The following is a 15,007-nucleotide window of genomic DNA, read 5'->3' on the forward strand; positions in this document are numbered from 1 at the left end:
TACGAGCGCAAGGCCGAGCACTTTCTCGCCTTCACGAGCATCGCCTGCACCCTCATCTGCTACCGCAGACTCGCCAATTGAGATGACTTCTTACTTCCCGATCGCGCCGCCAGGTCGGCCGGCCCCGCCCACAGCGCCCCCGTCACCTGCCCCACGCCCGGAGCCCGCGATGAGCACCCGCGCCCGACGCCGACAACTCGAGGCGGCCCGGCCACGCACCGAGCAGGGGTTACCCGAATACGACTGGGGCACCGCCCCGACCGACCAGCTCGCCACGCGCCGCCAGCTGCGCACCGCCGGGCTGCGGCCCGGCGGTCAGGAGCCCGGCGCGATCCTGCGGTGCCGGGCCTGCGCCACTCGCCCGAACCGTGCCTGCACCCGGCCCGCCTACCTGTACCGCGTCGACCTCGCCCAGCCGGTACGGCCCATGACCCTTGCCAAGGAGGCCGCCCTGGACGCCGCGATGGCAGCCAGGAGCACGTGCCCCCTTTGCCGTCGCCGCTACCACCATTGCCTCCCGTTGCGTACCCAGGGCTGCTGTGACCCCTGCGCCCGGGGTTATGAACCCAGCCCCGACACTTACACGACGCAGTCCCCGGCCCCGGTTATCCACCAGCTGGCTGCCTGATCACCGAGTTTCCGCCGATGACGGCGGCTTCGAGCTGTAGCTCTGCTCCCGGGACAGCCGCTGTGCTTGGCGGCTGGACGGCTGCCCCGGGGCCCACCCATCCCGTACAAGACGAGACGGAGAACCCAAGTATGTCGTCCCTCCTGCGCTTTCAGGCCCGAATCGGGCAGCGCGCACTCTTACTGACCACCGCCGCCGTGCCGTTGACCGGCTGGGCGGTGCACGCGGTCGCGCTGCACAAGCAACTCGCCGCCACCCGCCGCGACCCGCTGACCGGCCTGCTGCGCCGCGACGCCTACACCGCCCGCGCCCGCCGGCTCCTGGCCCGCCACGGCGACGACACGACCGTGGTCATGGTCGACGCCGACAGGTTCAAGGAGATCAACGACGGCCTCGGGCACGCGGCGGGCGACACCGTCCTCGCGTCGATCGCGGCCCGGCTCACGGCCTGGGCGGGCCCGCGCGCCGCGATCGGCAGGCTCGGAGGCGATGAGTTCGCCGTGGTCCTGGAGCTGCCCTCCGACCGCCGGAAGCAGCGTCTCGCGCAGCTGATCCGGATGCTGCACACGCCGGTCACCCTGGACGACGGCCGCACAGTCGACGTCGCCGCCTCGGTCGGCGCCGCGACCCCGGACATGATTGGCACACGCGACCTGACGCGCCTGCAGAAGGCGGCCGACGCCGCTCTGTACCACGGGAAACACTCCGGCCGGGCGGTCCTGGCGACCGCCGCGCACGCCACCACGCCGTCCGTCAACGGGCGCCGCGCGGGCAGGCCGGGCACGGCCGTGTGGGGGCGAGCGGCATGAGCACCGGAACCCTTCCGCCGGCGGGCGACTGGATCCGCGGAATCAGCATCAAGCAGCCGTGGGCCGCCTGCATCGTCGCCGGGGCCAAGACGATCGAGAACCGCCCGCAGCACTGGCCCTGGCGCGGCTGGCTGCTCCTGCACGCGGGCCAGCGGATCGACCGGACCGCCCTGTGCCTGCCGCTGGTCGCCCACACGATCCGCGGCCGTGACCTGCCGAGTGGCGCCGTGATCGGCGTCGCCTGCCTGACCGGCTGCCACCAGGACTCGTACGGCTCCCCGCCCTGCGGGCCGTGGGCGGAGCCCGGCCGGTGGCACTTGGAGCTCACGGACGTCCAGGAGCTCGCCCTGCCGATCCCCGCGCGCGGGCAGCTCGGGCCCTGGAAGCCCACCGAGGACCTGGTCGCTCAGGTACGTCAGCAGTTGCCCGACCTGCGGCCGTGAGCACCCGCCATCGCCCCGCACCCGCACCGCCCGAGCCGCCCGCCGTGCCGGTCCAACTCCTGGACTGGCACGACGGGGCGCACTTCGCCTGGCCCGAGCAGTGCGTGCTGTGCCGGAAGACCACTCCGCTGAGGTCCCACGCCGGAGAGGCCGTGCACAAGACGTGCGCGGAGCTCTGGAACGCGCGGAATCCCGGCGAGACCCGGTTCGTCTCCGACCCGCCCAAGGGCGGCAAGGGCAAGGACCACGCCTGACCTCTACCTCCAGATGGAGGCCCCCATGAGCAGCACCAACCGCGACGTCGACCACGCCCTCGCCTACCCCGAGCCACCCGCCTCCCCGCTCTGGCACCGGCACGGCACGAAGGCCCGCCCGCTCACCGACGACCAGAAGCGAAGCAACCGCGAGCTGCTGGTCCTCGCACAGCGCACCACCCGACCCCGCTCCCCTCGCACCACCGAGACCCTGGCGGAGGCCAGCTAATGGACACCAAGCACTGCGCCGTCGACGGCTGGGTCGACGCGATACCCACCCCCAGCCCACGCGGCACCGCCACCTTCGACCTGATCGTCCAACCCGCCGACATCGACACCGTCGACGAGGACGCCCCCGACACGGTCGTCACCTGCACCAGCGGCGACCCTCGCATCACCCACGAGCTGCTGACCGGCATACAGCCCGGCGACCTGCTGCGCGCGACCGGCACCCTGGTCCAACCCCAGACGCCCGGCGAGAACGCCCGGCTCACCGTCGACGCCCTGGAGGTCCTGGACACCGCGCTGCTCCCAGTCCTGCGCGACATGGTGATGGACCGCTACGGCGACTACTGCGTCATCTTCAACGCCGACACCGACGCCGTGCCCGTCTTCACCGCGCTCGGGCAGTGGGTCGGCCTGGCGGACAACCCCGACGCCATCGCCACCCTCATCGACATCCACGAACGCGTGACCGGCGGCGACGCCTGATGACTACCACCACGCAGGCCCGCATCGTCCTGGAACGGTTCCCCGCCGGAGGCCCCCGCGGCTCCTGGCCGGCCGAAGAGTACGCCGCCGCCCAGCGCGCCCAAGGCGCCAACGCTCAGGTCGTGATGGACCTGGCGAGCGACCAGTTCCTTGTGGTCGCCAACGCCACTCCCCAGTAGCCCTCGAACACACAGAGCGCCGTGCCCGCCTCCCGTGCGGGCACGGCGCTGTCTGGCACGACACCTTCCCAAAGAGGATGAAGATGCTCTTCCTCGTTCGACACGCCGAATCCATCGAGAACGCCACCAAGTACACCGGCTTCTACGAGAACCCCCGTCCGTGGACCGGGCCGACCGCGCATGCCCTGTCCCGGGACGTTGTCGGCCTGACGCCCCGTGGCTTCCTCCAGTGCCTGTGGCTGCGGTAGACGCTGCGGGAGCTGACCGGACCCGACCCGGCGATCCGCACCTCGCAGTACCGCCGCGCCATCGACACCGCCGCGCTTGCTCTGCCCGGCCTGCCCTACGAGGTGACCGCGCTCCTCAACGAGCAGCACTACGGCGCAGCCACCTACATGACCAAACAAGAGCTGTACGCCACCTACCCCGAGGGGACACAGGACCGGCAGACCCGCAAACACCTATGGACGCCCCCCGGCGCCGACGGAGAGTCCCTCGCCCGCGGCGTCCTGCGGCGGGCCACGGCGTTCGTCGACGGCCTGCACACCGCGTCCGCGGCGGATGTCGTGGCATTCACGCACCACACCGCGATCCTCGCGCTGCGCGCGGTCCTGGAGCGCCGGCCGGTGACCGAACTGGTCGACGAGGCCCGTGTGCGCAAGGCACCCAACGCCGCCGTCCTGGTCTACGAACAGGCCGGCGGCCTGTTCCACGCTCGCGGCACCACCGAACCGGACTGCTGAGGAGGCCACGGCCATGAACGTCCTGTACCTCAACGGGCCCGTGCAGAACGGCCCCTTCACCCTCGCCGAACGGCCGGGCAAGGCGGCCGGCATCCGCGCGGCCGAAGCACTCAACACCCTCCTTGGCGCCGGGCCGGTCCCGCATCTGTGGAACACCGTCACCCTGGCCGGAGACCGGCGCCACCGTGACGCCCCCGACCGGGACACCGTCGGCCGCCACGAGCGGGAGGAACGCGCGATCGCCGCCAAGTACACACCGGGCGCGGCCCCGTCCGGTGGCGTGCTCACCGACACCGCGCCCGTCGTAGCCGCCCTCGCGCTGGAGATGACCGAACACCTCCTGATAGAAGGCGCCCTGGCAATCACTCCCGCCGTGGTCCGTCTCTGCGCCCGCTGCGGTCACATGACCGGCGCCGTCGCCCACCCTTGCCGGGCGTGCGGGCACCAGGACTCCCGGCCGCACACCCGGCGGTTACTGGTCTGGGACCGGCCCCCCGGCACACCCGTGCTCGCACGTGACGACTTCCACGCCCACCGGGCCCGGCCACCGGCCCATTTGCTGACCATCGCCCAGAACATCCCGCAGCGGCTGATCCTGTCCCGCACCCGCGACCACGGCATCAGCCTCGCGCCACTCGGGCTCGACGGCCTGGTCCTGGACCCGCGAGCCGGCCTGCACATCGCCGTACTGGCCGCCGCTGCCCCGCACAGCGCTGGGCGGCCGGCGATGACGCTCACCGAGAACGCCGCGGCGAACATCGCCGCCTACGGGGCCCCATTCCGCAGGCACAACGGAACACGGCTGCGGTACGCGCTGCACGGGCGTATCCCGTACGACGACACCACGGGGCTGCAGCGGCTGTGCGAGGTGCACCGCGTCAGCCCGGCACTACGAGAGCAGTTCCTCGCCTGGTTCCTGCCCCTGTGCTCACTGCACCTCCGGGCGGGCATCACCCCGGCACAGCTCCCGGCCCTGCTGAAATTCTGGCGCCGCGCCCACCTGGCCCGGCCGGACACACCCCGGAGTGACGTCCCCGCCGAACTGCGGCGCCGCATCGCGGCGGGTGATATGCGCTGGGTCATGGACGTCCGGACCCTGTCCCGGGCCATCCCCGAATACCCGGCCACCCACGGCTCCACAGCGGAGCCGGAAGGAGCGAGCTGATGAACGAGAACACCTGGCGGTTCGTCAAGAAGCGGACCGCCGCCGACGGCGCGGTGTACGTCTCCGCCGACAAAACGCGCTACCGGCGCACCGGCGGAGCCGAGCTCCAGGCGGAGGCCGCCTTCCAGCGCCGGATCGCGGACCTTGACTACCCGGTCCCGCACGTCCTGGAGGAGGGCGTCACCGACGACGGCCACTACTACGTCGTGGAGGAGTCGCTGGGCGACCAGACCCTGCACGAGGGGGCGGTGGCATCACTGAACGGCGGCCGCACCCTCGCCGACGACGTCATCGACACCGCCGCGCAGGTCGCCGCCCGGCTGCTGCGCGCCCAGGCCGCCCACCTCGTCCAGCCCACGCCCGGCACACTGCGGCAGTGGCTGGACAGTGCCGGGTTCACCCACAACGTCTTCCAGGAGAACCCCGACCTGGACAACACCCGGACGCACGCCGCGCTCGATCACGCGCTGGACCGCCTTGGCACGGTTCCGCTGGTGTGGGGCCACCTCGACTACGGCCTGCCCAACGTCCTGCTGGCCGGGGTCATCGACTGGCAGCACCACGGCCTGGTCCCCCTCGGATACGACGTCCTCCCGGCCCTGGAAATCGTCGCCTTCAAGGGCTACACCGCCAGCCCCGGCCAGCGGCACCGCTACCTCGCCGTGCTGGACGACGCGAGCCTGAACGCCAGCGGACAGCCGGTCAGCCAGAACCTGGGCGCCTACCTGCTCGTCAAGGCCCTGTTCTTCCTCGCCCTGATGCGGCCCACCGACCCCTCCCGCACGGACAAGCACCTGAAGTGGCAGTACCGCCGTCACCTCTTCACGAAGGGACTCGAGCAGTATGAGCGCACCGGGACGGTCGATACCGCCCTCTTCCCCGGCCTCGAAGAGTTCGCCGCTGGGCACAGCGCTGGCGACCATCCGTGACCGCGGCTACCTCCTGGACCGCGCCGGGGTGATCTTCAAAGTCATCGGCGATGTCCATCCCGGCACGCACTTCCTGGGGTACGTCAAGTACTACCCGGACAGCCGCGGCGACCGGGTGCTGTTCGGCCGGACGTACCGGCAGAACAGCGTCGTGTCCAAAGCGTTCGGGATCCTCGCCGACCGGCCCGAGTGCTACCTCTACTCCCCCGCCGTGGGGTGCGTCATCACCGGCGTGCCCCGCGAGGACATCGTCACCCACTACTCCTGCCGCCAGACCCTCGCCGCACTGCACCAGGCCCCCGGCCTCCTGGACGCAACGGCGGTCAGCGAGGACCTGCTCGCCATCATCAACTGGATCGTCGCGGCCGGCGCTGCGGACGTCATCGGCGTGACCGGGTCCTTCCTGGTCGGCGCCTGCAACGCCCGTTCCGACATCGATCTGGTCTGCTACGGGCCGCGCGGCTACGAGGCGGCGCAAGCACTGTTCGCCGAACGCACCCTCATCCACCCCTACGAGGGCGACACCCTCACCCGGCTGTACGTACGGCGCGCCAAGTACATGGTGGGGGGAAGCTTCGACGCGCTCATCCGCCAGGAGGCCCGCAAACTGCAGGGCCTGACAGCCGGTGCGGGGGCGCACATCAACTGTGAGCCGCTGAGGGCCGACGGCGACAAGACGTTTGCCGGGGTGGTGGCCAAAGAGGTAGGGGCGATCTCCGTCCTGGCCCGGATCACGGATCACTCCGAGGGCTTGGTCACGCCGGCGCTCTACGGGATCGAGGTGGACACGGTCACGGAGTCCACGGTCGACGAGCCGTCCGTGTTCGCCCGCCGGATCACCCACCTTCGCAGCTACCTCGGTGCGTACACCGGGGCGTTCCGCACCGGCGACGTCGTCTACCTGTCCGGCCGGCTGGTCCACATCCAAGGCCCTGACTCACACAGTGGTTTCGGCATCGAGCTGACCCCGTGGTCGGCAGCCGAGTCCTTCCTCGCCAACCTCACCCGCTGAACCTGCGCACAGCGTCCATGGCTTGCGTTCACGGCTGGCGCAACATCCACCTGCACCCCGGCGACGACCCCTCGGTCCTCATCCCTCGCATACCGCGCGCCGTCCTGACTCACGGCGTCTTCTCACGGCACTCGCACCCGGACCACTCCTGCGGCTGCGAGTGGGACTACACCTGGCGCATGGTCTGGGCACTGAGCTCGGCGCCGTCCCGATCACCGCCATGCGGCACCCCGCCTCCCCAGCCCCGGCCGCCAGCCTTCCCAACCCCGACCACGGCTCCATTCCCACGAACTGGGCGTCCTGACAGCCGAAGGCCCGGCTTCCCCACAGATGATCGCTGGGGAGCCGGGCCTTCTCGCGTTTCACTCACCTTCCCCTGCGCCCGGGCCGAGCTATTACGACGTAATAGCGTGCGGCGGTCTCAGTGAGGCGACGTCAGCTATTACGGCGTAATAGCCCGGAGCGGCCGGGGCATCCACTTCGATGCGCCAACGAGCACCCCTAGCTAACGTGTCGATGTCCCAAAGGATCATGAACGTTAGTAAGGTGTCCCCCATGAGTTCGTCAGCCGCTTCCAGCGACCGCGAGAAGGTCGTCTCCAAACTGCCGGGATGGCTCCGGCAGAACCTCAAAATCAGAGCAGCCCAACATGGCATCGAGATCCAGGCCGCCGTGGAACAGGGGATCAGGGACTGGTGCAGCCTGGCTTCCGCCACTGCAACCGTCGACACCTCCGGCGCCGACTCCTTCTCGACCTTCCTACCGCCCAGCCAGTGGGAAGAGTTCCGCCAAGTCGCCGCAGACCGCCGTGTCTCCCTCATCCAGGGCATGGCCCAGTCCGTCCAGCTGTGGCTCGACTTCAACCCCACACCAGACGTCGAACGGCCCGAGATCACTCGCCGCATCATCGTCTGCAACCAGAAGGGAGGAGTCGGCAAAACAGCGATCACCGCCGGCCTCGGTGAAGCACTCGCCGAAGACCCCAACACACTGCACGCCGCCCAGGTCGCCAAGGCACTCTCCAAAGCCCTGCGCGCGAGTGACACCCAAACCGACCACGAGCCGGCCAACGACCCCCTCGACATCGAGAACCTGCCCGGCCTCGGGATGCGAGTCCTCCTGGTCGACTTCGACCCGCAGTGCCACCTCACCAACCAACTCGGTGCCGAGCGCCTGCCGATGAACGGCGACAGTCTCACCAACCACATGGCAGGCGACCCCAAGGGCGACCTCCGCGACCTCATCGTCCCCATCGACAACAACACCTTCGGCGGCCGACTCCACCTTCTGCCCGCCTGCAACGACGCCTTCCTCCTCGACGTCCGCCTCTCAGCTGTGCGCGCCCGGGAAGCCGCGCTGGAGCGGGCACTGGCTCCGCTCGAAGCCGACTACGACGTGATCCTTGTCGACTGCCCGCCCAGCCTCGGCCTCAGCATGGACGCCGCCGCCTACTACGGCCGCCGACGCGACGGCGAAAAACCCGGCCAGTCCGGCGCCCTGATCGTCGTCCAAGCCGAAGACAGCTCAGCCGACGCCTACGAACTGCTCACCACACAGATCGACGATCTGCGCGGCGACCTGCAAGTCGACATCGACTACCTCGGCATCGTCGTCAACCTCTACGACTCCCGCCGCGGGTTCATCGCCACCTCATCACTACAGGGGTGGGTCGACATAAAGGACCCACGAGTCGTCGGCCTCATCGGCGACCTCAAGGAACAGAAAGAAGCAGTCCGGATGAAGCAGCCCCTGCTGGCGTACGCACCCAAATCACAGCAGGCAATCGGCATGCGCGCACTGGCCCGGGAGATCGCATGAGCAAGGCCGACCAGCTCGGCGCCGGCCGCTTCGGCGGAGGAGCCCGCGCCATCAGCGCACGCCGGCAGGCCGTCGCCGCCGCCACAGGAGTCCCCACCGACGGCATCGCCCCACCGACCGAACTCCCCACACACCGCATCAGCCTCAACCCCGACAACCCCCGCTCCAGCCTCGGTGACCTCACCGACCTAGCAGGCAGCCTGAAGACCCATGGCCAGAAGCAGGCGATCACGGTCATGAACCGAGACGCCTACATCCAGGCCAACCCAGAGCGCGAAGCCGACCTCCAGCCCGACACCACCCACGTCGTCATCGACGGCAGCAGCCGCCTCGCCGCCGCCCGCGAAGCCAACATCGCCACAGTCAAGGTCATGGTCAGCGACGACCAGGGCACCACCTCCGAAGAACTCCTCGAATCGGCCCTCGTCGCCAACATCCACCGCCAAGACCTCGAAGAGCTCGACGAAGCCCGCGCCCTCCAACGACTCCTGACCATCCACGGCAGCCAGACCGCCCTGGCCAAAAGACTCCACCGCTCCCAGGGATGGGTGTCACAACGCCTGGCCCTGCTCAACCTCACCCCAGAACTACAGGCCCGGATCGGCGAAGAGCCCATCGACCTGCTGCGCGCCGTGGGCAACAAGCCAGCTGAGCAGCAGGAGACAGCACTCAAGGAACTCAAGGAAGAGCGAACCCGCAAGGAGACGGAGAAGCGGGAACGCAACCGGAAGAACCCGGCGAAGGGTGCCGGGTCTGTTGCTCAGGACGCCGGGAAGCCCGACGGCTATTACGGCGTAATAAAAAACGGCGAGATGAACGAATCGCCCTCCAGTCCTCCGTCAGAAGACACCCCTGGCGATCGAGCACTCCAGCAAGCAGTGCCGGAACCGCGGTCTGACACGGCCTCTCCAAGCGCGAGTGAGGATGCCGCAGACGAGGAACGGCCAGCCCGCAAGGTGCCGTACGACGAGCCCGGCTCCCTCGCCATGCTCCTTGACCAGAAGATCCCCGACGAAGACGTCTTCTTCGCCCTACTCCAGTTCCTCAGCACGAAGGCAATGAAGCGCAACCCGAGCCGACTCGGTGAACTGGCACAGTCACTCGCTGAACAGGCAGCCACACGGGTCGACTGACCCCACGCGTCTCGGTCCTCCACTGAAAGGCGATGGAGAGCGAGACCAAGTAGCTTCAGGCGGCCGCTATTCGCCGCTTCGCGGTCGGGGACCTCGCCTCCGACTGACCACTTCCGAACAACGGCGCGAGCTGGCACGGCGTCAATTTCACGCGTCAGTAAGCGACGACCAGAGGACGCGGTCCTCCACGGCAGGCTCCACGCCAGCCTCGGTGGACCGTGTCCTCTCCTACAAGCCCGGCCTCGGCGGTCAACTCGTGGAGCGCGCGTCCCAAGGCCGGTCCATGCAACTCACCGAATTCGGGCGGCGTGTGGCCCGGCCGGTCCTTCCTCTGGCAGATCAACTCGGAGTCCGCCCCGAAGAATCCGACAGACCCCCGACAAGCTCAGTAGCGGCACAAGCGGCCGCGGTTGGCTGCTCGAGTCGGTGATTGACCGTCACTCCCACCCCGGCCGCGCGGCGTTCGGGTCCGCTGCTGTCCTTCCCTGTCGCCCCTGTCGGGCCCGTATCGCCCTGACCAGTGGTGTTACATCTATGCCGGTTTCTGTAGTGGCGACACCAGTGCTCTCCAGCGCTGGTGTCAGGGCAGTGAGCTGGGGGGTTCGCCGTGCGGCGTGGGGTGGCGGTGACCTCGGGGTGCAGTTTTTGCGGTGACGGCTCGTGAGGTTGCCGCAGGCCGCGGCGTGTCCTTCCGGTACAGATTCGCACGGCCTCGAGCGGGCTGTGCAGCAGGCGTTCACCCGCCCCATCCCGAAGTCGGCCGGTGCGCGGATGCGTTACCTGGTCAGGCAGCTCAAGGGAACCCGCGCGGTGGCCGACGCGCTCGGCGTCTCGCAGCGCACCGTGGAGCGGTACGTGAAGGACCAGATCCGCCGCCCCCGCGCCGACCTCGCGCGACGCCTGGAGAATGCGGTCCGCGCCCGCTGGCAGCCCCGCATCCGCGCCCAAGCACGCCGCCAGGCCGCCACCAGCACCGGCCTGGTCCTCGACACCCGCGCCCGGTTCGGCTTCACCGCCGCGCCCGGCACCACCGACGACGCCCGCCTCCGCCACCTCACTCTCGCCCTGCCACCCCACCACGCGGCCCGCCTCTTTGACGCCCAGGAGACCGGCGCCGGCGAACAGCAGCTGCGCGACATCGCCGCGGAAGGCCTGGGTGAGGTGTACTTCCGCGACGGCGGCCGCCGCGCGACCGGCCTGGAGGTGGAGTTCACCGACGTGGAGCACGTCGAGTTCGACCTGTAGCCGGGCTGCGTCATCAGACCGTGGGTGGCTGCGCAGCTGAGCCGAAGCACGATAGGTGTCATACAGGCAGGCTTGTTGTCACCAAGATCGCCACACGTGACATGCGCACTCCTATCCGCTTCACGGGACGCTGCCTCAGTCTGACCTGATCTTGTCCGGTTCGCACGGGAAGCGGCAACTTCAGGCGAGAAAGGCGGTTTGCTGCGCCTGGCCCGGTAGTTCGTGCTCGGTGGGCGCCGGGGTGGTAACGCCTCGTGGGTAACGTCTGCTCCACCTGCGTGGCAGCGGTGCGAATCTGGTTGCGGGCGGCCGTCTGGAGGTCTGAGGCTACGCGCCAGTGGTGTCCGACTTTCTTGCCAGGCGGGCTTTTCCTTCCTTCATCTCAACACGGTGCTCCTCAACCACTTGCGCCATGCGCTCGAATACTGCGGGAGGTTCGAGGTCCGCCGCAATCTCTGGCACGTCGATGTCCGCAACATACTGTCCAGGTTTGAGTTGCGGGCCCGATGGCGGTGTACCTGGCGGATGGGCCACCGCACTCAGAATGTTCCCGCTCTGATCATGGATCACCGTCAAGAGCATCGAGGACTCCTTCACGGAATGATAAAGGTAATCCATGCGGTGAAGTACCGGATGGAATTTGCGCTACTGTTGTAGTATGTCGCCCAAATGTAGTATTCATGGAACACGAGGTCCCCCTGAACTCTGGGGACATTTTCGACAGACATATCACTCACCCACAGGGCAGTCCTGGCCTGGACTGTCCCGCTGCCTGGCTGAGTCGTATCCGGCGTGCCTGTGACGACGACATTACCGTTAACGGTATTGAATGAACCCACCCAGAAATTTTTGACTTTTCCAGGAGGAAGGCCTTGAGGTCCCATGTCATAAAAATATGGGCCGGACATTTGAATTGTTGCCATAATGACGTCTCTCCATTCACTGGCTCGGCCAGTGTTTCCTCTGGCGGCGAGAACGCGTACTAAAAACTACGGTAGGTCTGGTTCGATGATTGTGCCTTCGGGCGTAGGCCGAATGGGTGAGCCCGAGCGGCCGGGCTGGGGGGCGTCCTTGGTTCCCCCGTCGGGGATGCAGAGTGCACGCGCTGCAGCCGGAGTGGCGTCCTGCGCGAAGTCGGTGCTATCGGTGGTGTTGATCCAGCATCCGTACTGATCAGCGGTGGAGGGTCGTCGGCGGTGGCCGACGTACAGGGCGAGGCGGCGGACCGGCAGACCGAACAAGCTGCCTCCGGCGACCACCGGTCCGGGAAACGGTGCCTGGCCCACAAGCGCAGGCGGTCGGCAGGGCCTGGAGCCGGTGACAACAATCGTGCTTTCCAGGCTGCTGGTGACAAGCAGCGCGCTGCCTCGGTGACAACCGCCGTGCTTCGCCGCTCCGAGCCGCAGGTCAGTCACTGCTGGTGGTGACACCTAGTCTGCTTCGGCACAGCAGCTGTGGGCGCTGTCACGTTGTTGAGTGAGGGGGTGCCTGGCGGTGCGTCGGGGCGTGGCGGGGCCGGGTTCCGGCCGCGTGTTCAGAGGGTGCTGGGCAGGCCGACAACTCCGGTGACCTGGTCCCAGACGGCGAAGCGGACGGTCATCTCGGCGCGGTAGCCGGAGGCTGTCATCAGGTGGCGGCGTGGCCGGAAGTGCGGTGAGATGCCGCTGAACGCGGACAGGAACCGCTGGCTCCGCCGGTGCTTCGAAAGCCCTTCATCGCGCGTTCACGCTGCCGGGTGGGCTGGTGGCTGTTCTCCGCCCGATTGTTGAGGTACTTCGACTGCCGGTGCCCGGCGGAGGGCATGACCTCGCGGTGGGCCGCGCCACAGGAGCGGAGCTTGTCGGTGACCACCACCCGCGGCACCGCACGCGTCTTCGTCATCAGGCGGCGGAAGAACCGCCGGGCGGCGGCGGTGCCCCGGCGACTCTGCACGAGGATGTCCAGGACATTGCCGTCCTGGTCGACGGCCCGCCACAGGTACTTCCGCTCGCCGTTGACCTTCGCGAAGACCTCGTCCAGGTGCCACGTATCACCGGGCCGGGGCCGGCGGCGGCGCAGTGCGTTGACGTAGACCTGCCCAAACTTCGCGCACCAACGCCGGATCGTCTCGTACGAGACGAGCACACCGCGCTCGAGCATCAGCTCCTCGACCTCCCGGAAGGAGAGCGGGAAGCGGAAGTACAGCCATACCGCGTGCGCGATCACCTCCACCGGGTACCGGTGCCCCTGGTACGACGGCGGCGCGGAGGACACGAGCGAATCCTCCCCGGCACGATCAACCACAAGATCATCTCACGCCGGTCAGCCAACGTGACAACGCTCCGTGCGGTGCTGACCACCCTCACCCGCGACCTGGCCCTCTGAATCCACGTAACCTACGCCGTGCCGGGATCTGGGCGGATCTTCAGGACCTGCCCGTCGCAGTACACGATCTCCATCGCGCGCGCCGCACGTCCAGTGCCGGGGAACGTCACGGTCAGACGACGGCCGCCCTCGTCGGCCTCCCAGCGGCCGGCGACCGCGTCCTGGGCATCACCACGCCCGACGGGACGGTCGACGAACGCGCCGTCGGCAGCGAACTCCATCCCGCCGCGCCCGCGGGCGGGCGGGAAGGGGTGGTCGGCGGGCCGGTACACCGTCGCCTCCTCGCTGTCCTCCTCGAACGAGTGCATCCAGCGCTGGAGCAGTCCGGCTGGAAGCTCACCCATGATCAACCACCTCTGTTCGCACTCACCGCTGCCGCCAATTACCCGAATTGCCTAGTCTATTGCTCTATGCCTACGCTTTTCATCGTATGGGCTTTTAGCAGAGTGCATGACGTCCACCGTCAGGGCCCGCCCCTTCCCTCTCCGACGGACCGATCCGAGGAGGTTCACCATGTCCAGCACCCCGTCGCCCTCACGCGTCACCTTTCCCGACTACAGCCGCTGGTGCGGCGCCATGGAGGTCCATCGCAGGCTCCTGGACCAGAACCCGGAGTACGCGGGCAACCGCGCGCTGGTCGAGGACACCGCGGCCGAATACGAGGCAGGGAAGTCCATGACCGCCAGGGAGGGTGTGACCAGCATCCCGGTCGTGGTACACGTCGTGCACAACACCCCCCAGCAGGACATCAGCGACGCCCAGATCACCAGCCAGATCGACGTCCTCAACCAGGACTTCCGCAAGAAGAATCCCGACGTCACCGACGTGCCCCCCGTGTGGAAGTCGATAGCGGCCGACGCCCGCATCGAGTTCCATCTCGCGACCACGGACCCGCTCGGCCAGCCTACGAACGGCATCACCCGCACCCCGACCCTGCTTCGGGACTTCGACACGGACGACACGGTCAAGTTCTCGCTGGGTGGTGGCCAGGACGCCTGGCCGGCGAACACCTACCTCAACATCTGGGTCTGCCAGCTGCGCAGCGGCCTCCTTGGCTACGCCCAGTTTCCCGGCGGCGCCGCAGCGACGGACGGCGTCGTCATCACCCACACGGGCTTCGGCACCACCGGCACCGCGACCGCACCATTCAACGGAGGCCGCACGGCCACCCACGAGATCGGACACTGGCTCAACCTCCGCCACATCTGGGGCGACGACGGCGACGGCTGCACCGGCAGCGACTTCGTCGCCGACACCCCCAACCAGGCCGGGCCCAACATGGGCGTCCCCGGCTTCCCGAAGACCTCGTGCAGCAACGCGCCGAACGGTGACATGTTCATGAACTACATGGACTACACGGACGACGCGGCCATGTTCATGTTCACCAAGGGCCAGGTGGCCCGCATGGACGCCATCCTTGACAACGCCCGCCTCGTCCTCACCCGCCAGGCTGCGGCCCTGACCCCGAATTGATTTAGAGGCGTTGATGCCCCTATGGATGTCAAGTAGCGATTGCGGCACGTGCGCGGCTGGCTGCGGGGCTCGGAGTGGCGATGAGCTGGTAGACCTCCCGT

18 protein-coding genes and 1 pseudogene are annotated in these 15,007 nt (G+C 68.4%); 16 read left to right on the plus strand and 3 right to left on the minus strand.

The window, feature by feature from the left end; all coding sequences use genetic code 11:
* Positions 1 to 169: 169 nt before the first annotated feature.
* The 15 genes from AB0I73_RS37295 (at position 170) to AB0I73_RS37365 (ending at position 11,069) form a co-directional block, all read left to right on the plus strand.
* Positions 170 to 628, plus strand: a complete 459-nt coding sequence (locus AB0I73_RS37295) for an RRQRL motif-containing zinc-binding protein (RefSeq protein WP_363044859.1) — start codon at positions 170 to 172, stop codon at positions 626 to 628.
* A gap of 131 nt (positions 629 to 759) precedes the next feature.
* Complete coding sequence (locus tag AB0I73_RS37300) at positions 760 to 1,437, plus strand: GGDEF domain-containing protein (protein WP_363044860.1); 678 nt, start codon at positions 760 to 762, stop codon at positions 1,435 to 1,437.
* Positions 1,434 to 1,880, plus strand: a complete 447-nt coding sequence (locus AB0I73_RS37305) for a hypothetical protein (protein ID WP_363044861.1) — start codon at positions 1,434 to 1,436, stop codon at positions 1,878 to 1,880. The genes AB0I73_RS37300 and AB0I73_RS37305 overlap by 4 nt, the downstream gene beginning before the upstream one ends.
* The gene (locus tag AB0I73_RS37310) at positions 1,877 to 2,134 is read left to right on the plus strand and encodes a hypothetical protein (protein WP_363044862.1); all 258 of its coding nucleotides are present in this window, start codon (positions 1,877 to 1,879) and stop codon (positions 2,132 to 2,134) included. The genes AB0I73_RS37305 and AB0I73_RS37310 overlap by 4 nt, the downstream gene beginning before the upstream one ends.
* Before the next feature lie 25 nt (positions 2,135 to 2,159).
* On the plus strand, positions 2,160 to 2,363 hold the full coding sequence (locus AB0I73_RS37315; RefSeq protein WP_363044863.1) for a hypothetical protein: 204 nt from the start codon (positions 2,160 to 2,162) through the stop codon (positions 2,361 to 2,363).
* Positions 2,363 to 2,845: a hypothetical protein gene (locus tag AB0I73_RS37320; RefSeq protein ID WP_363044864.1), complete on the plus strand. Its 483-nt coding sequence runs from the start codon at positions 2,363 to 2,365 to the stop codon at positions 2,843 to 2,845. The genes AB0I73_RS37315 and AB0I73_RS37320 overlap by 1 nt, the downstream gene beginning before the upstream one ends.
* Positions 2,845 to 3,024 (plus strand): hypothetical protein, encoded by a 180-nt coding sequence (locus AB0I73_RS37325; RefSeq protein ID WP_363044865.1) that lies wholly within the window; start codon positions 2,845 to 2,847, stop codon positions 3,022 to 3,024. The genes AB0I73_RS37320 and AB0I73_RS37325 overlap by 1 nt, the downstream gene beginning before the upstream one ends.
* A gap of 83 nt (positions 3,025 to 3,107) precedes the next feature.
* Positions 3,108 to 3,272 carry a hypothetical protein gene (locus tag AB0I73_RS37330; RefSeq protein ID WP_363044866.1) on the plus strand — a complete coding sequence of 55 codons (165 nt, stop codon included), beginning with the start codon at positions 3,108 to 3,110 and terminating at the stop codon, positions 3,270 to 3,272.
* A 33-nt stretch (positions 3,273 to 3,305) separates the two neighbouring features.
* Complete coding sequence (locus AB0I73_RS37335; RefSeq protein WP_363044876.1) at positions 3,306 to 3,767, plus strand: histidine phosphatase family protein; 462 nt, start codon at positions 3,306 to 3,308, stop codon at positions 3,765 to 3,767.
* A gap of 13 nt (positions 3,768 to 3,780) precedes the next feature.
* The gene (locus tag AB0I73_RS37340) at positions 3,781 to 4,932 is read left to right on the plus strand and encodes a hypothetical protein (protein WP_363044867.1); all 1,152 of its coding nucleotides are present in this window, start codon (positions 3,781 to 3,783) and stop codon (positions 4,930 to 4,932) included.
* Positions 4,932 to 5,861, plus strand: a complete 930-nt coding sequence (locus AB0I73_RS37345) for a phosphotransferase (RefSeq protein WP_363044868.1) — start codon at positions 4,932 to 4,934, stop codon at positions 5,859 to 5,861. Before AB0I73_RS37340 ends, AB0I73_RS37345 begins: the two co-directional genes overlap by 1 nt.
* Positions 5,776 to 6,873: a hypothetical protein gene (locus AB0I73_RS37350; RefSeq protein ID WP_363044869.1), complete on the plus strand. Its 1,098-nt coding sequence runs from the start codon at positions 5,776 to 5,778 to the stop codon at positions 6,871 to 6,873. Before AB0I73_RS37345 ends, AB0I73_RS37350 begins: the two co-directional genes overlap by 86 nt.
* Before the next feature lie 555 nt (positions 6,874 to 7,428).
* Positions 7,429 to 8,691, plus strand: a complete 1,263-nt coding sequence (locus AB0I73_RS37355; RefSeq protein WP_363044870.1) for a ParA family protein — start codon at positions 7,429 to 7,431, stop codon at positions 8,689 to 8,691.
* Positions 8,688 to 9,824, plus strand: a complete 1,137-nt coding sequence (locus tag AB0I73_RS37360; RefSeq protein ID WP_363044871.1) for a ParB/RepB/Spo0J family partition protein — start codon at positions 8,688 to 8,690, stop codon at positions 9,822 to 9,824. Before AB0I73_RS37355 ends, AB0I73_RS37360 begins: the two co-directional genes overlap by 4 nt.
* 723 nt (positions 9,825 to 10,547) lie before the next feature.
* Complete coding sequence (locus tag AB0I73_RS37365; RefSeq protein ID WP_363044872.1) at positions 10,548 to 11,069, plus strand: XRE family transcriptional regulator; 522 nt, start codon at positions 10,548 to 10,550, stop codon at positions 11,067 to 11,069.
* Positions 11,070 to 11,396: 327 nt separating this feature from the next.
* Here AB0I73_RS37365 and AB0I73_RS37370 read toward each other — a convergent pair whose 3' ends face one another.
* The 3 genes and pseudogenes from AB0I73_RS37370 to AB0I73_RS37380 all read right to left on the minus strand — a co-directional run bounded on the left by AB0I73_RS37370 (position 11,397) and on the right by AB0I73_RS37380 (position 13,777).
* Positions 11,397 to 11,687: a hypothetical protein gene (locus AB0I73_RS37370; RefSeq protein WP_363044873.1), complete on the minus strand. Its 291-nt coding sequence runs from the start codon at positions 11,685 to 11,687 to the stop codon at positions 11,397 to 11,399.
* Between the two features lie 916 nt (positions 11,688 to 12,603).
* Positions 12,604 to 13,322 (minus strand): annotated as a pseudogene (locus tag AB0I73_RS37375) (IS6 family transposase).
* Between the two features lie 122 nt (positions 13,323 to 13,444).
* On the minus strand, positions 13,445 to 13,777 hold the full coding sequence (locus AB0I73_RS37380; RefSeq protein WP_363044874.1) for a hypothetical protein: 333 nt from the start codon (positions 13,775 to 13,777) through the stop codon (positions 13,445 to 13,447).
* A gap of 169 nt (positions 13,778 to 13,946) precedes the next feature.
* Between AB0I73_RS37380 and AB0I73_RS37385 the strand changes: the two genes are divergently transcribed.
* Entirely contained in the window at positions 13,947 to 14,906 is a 960-nt protein-coding gene (locus AB0I73_RS37385) for a zinc metalloprotease (RefSeq protein WP_363044875.1), read from the plus strand.
* Positions 14,907 to 15,007: the final 101 nt, after the last annotated feature.

The sequence above is a fragment of the Streptomyces sp. NPDC050388 genome (genome assembly GCF_040655635.1).
GTDB lineage: Bacteria > Actinomycetota > Actinomycetes > Streptomycetales > Streptomycetaceae > Streptomyces.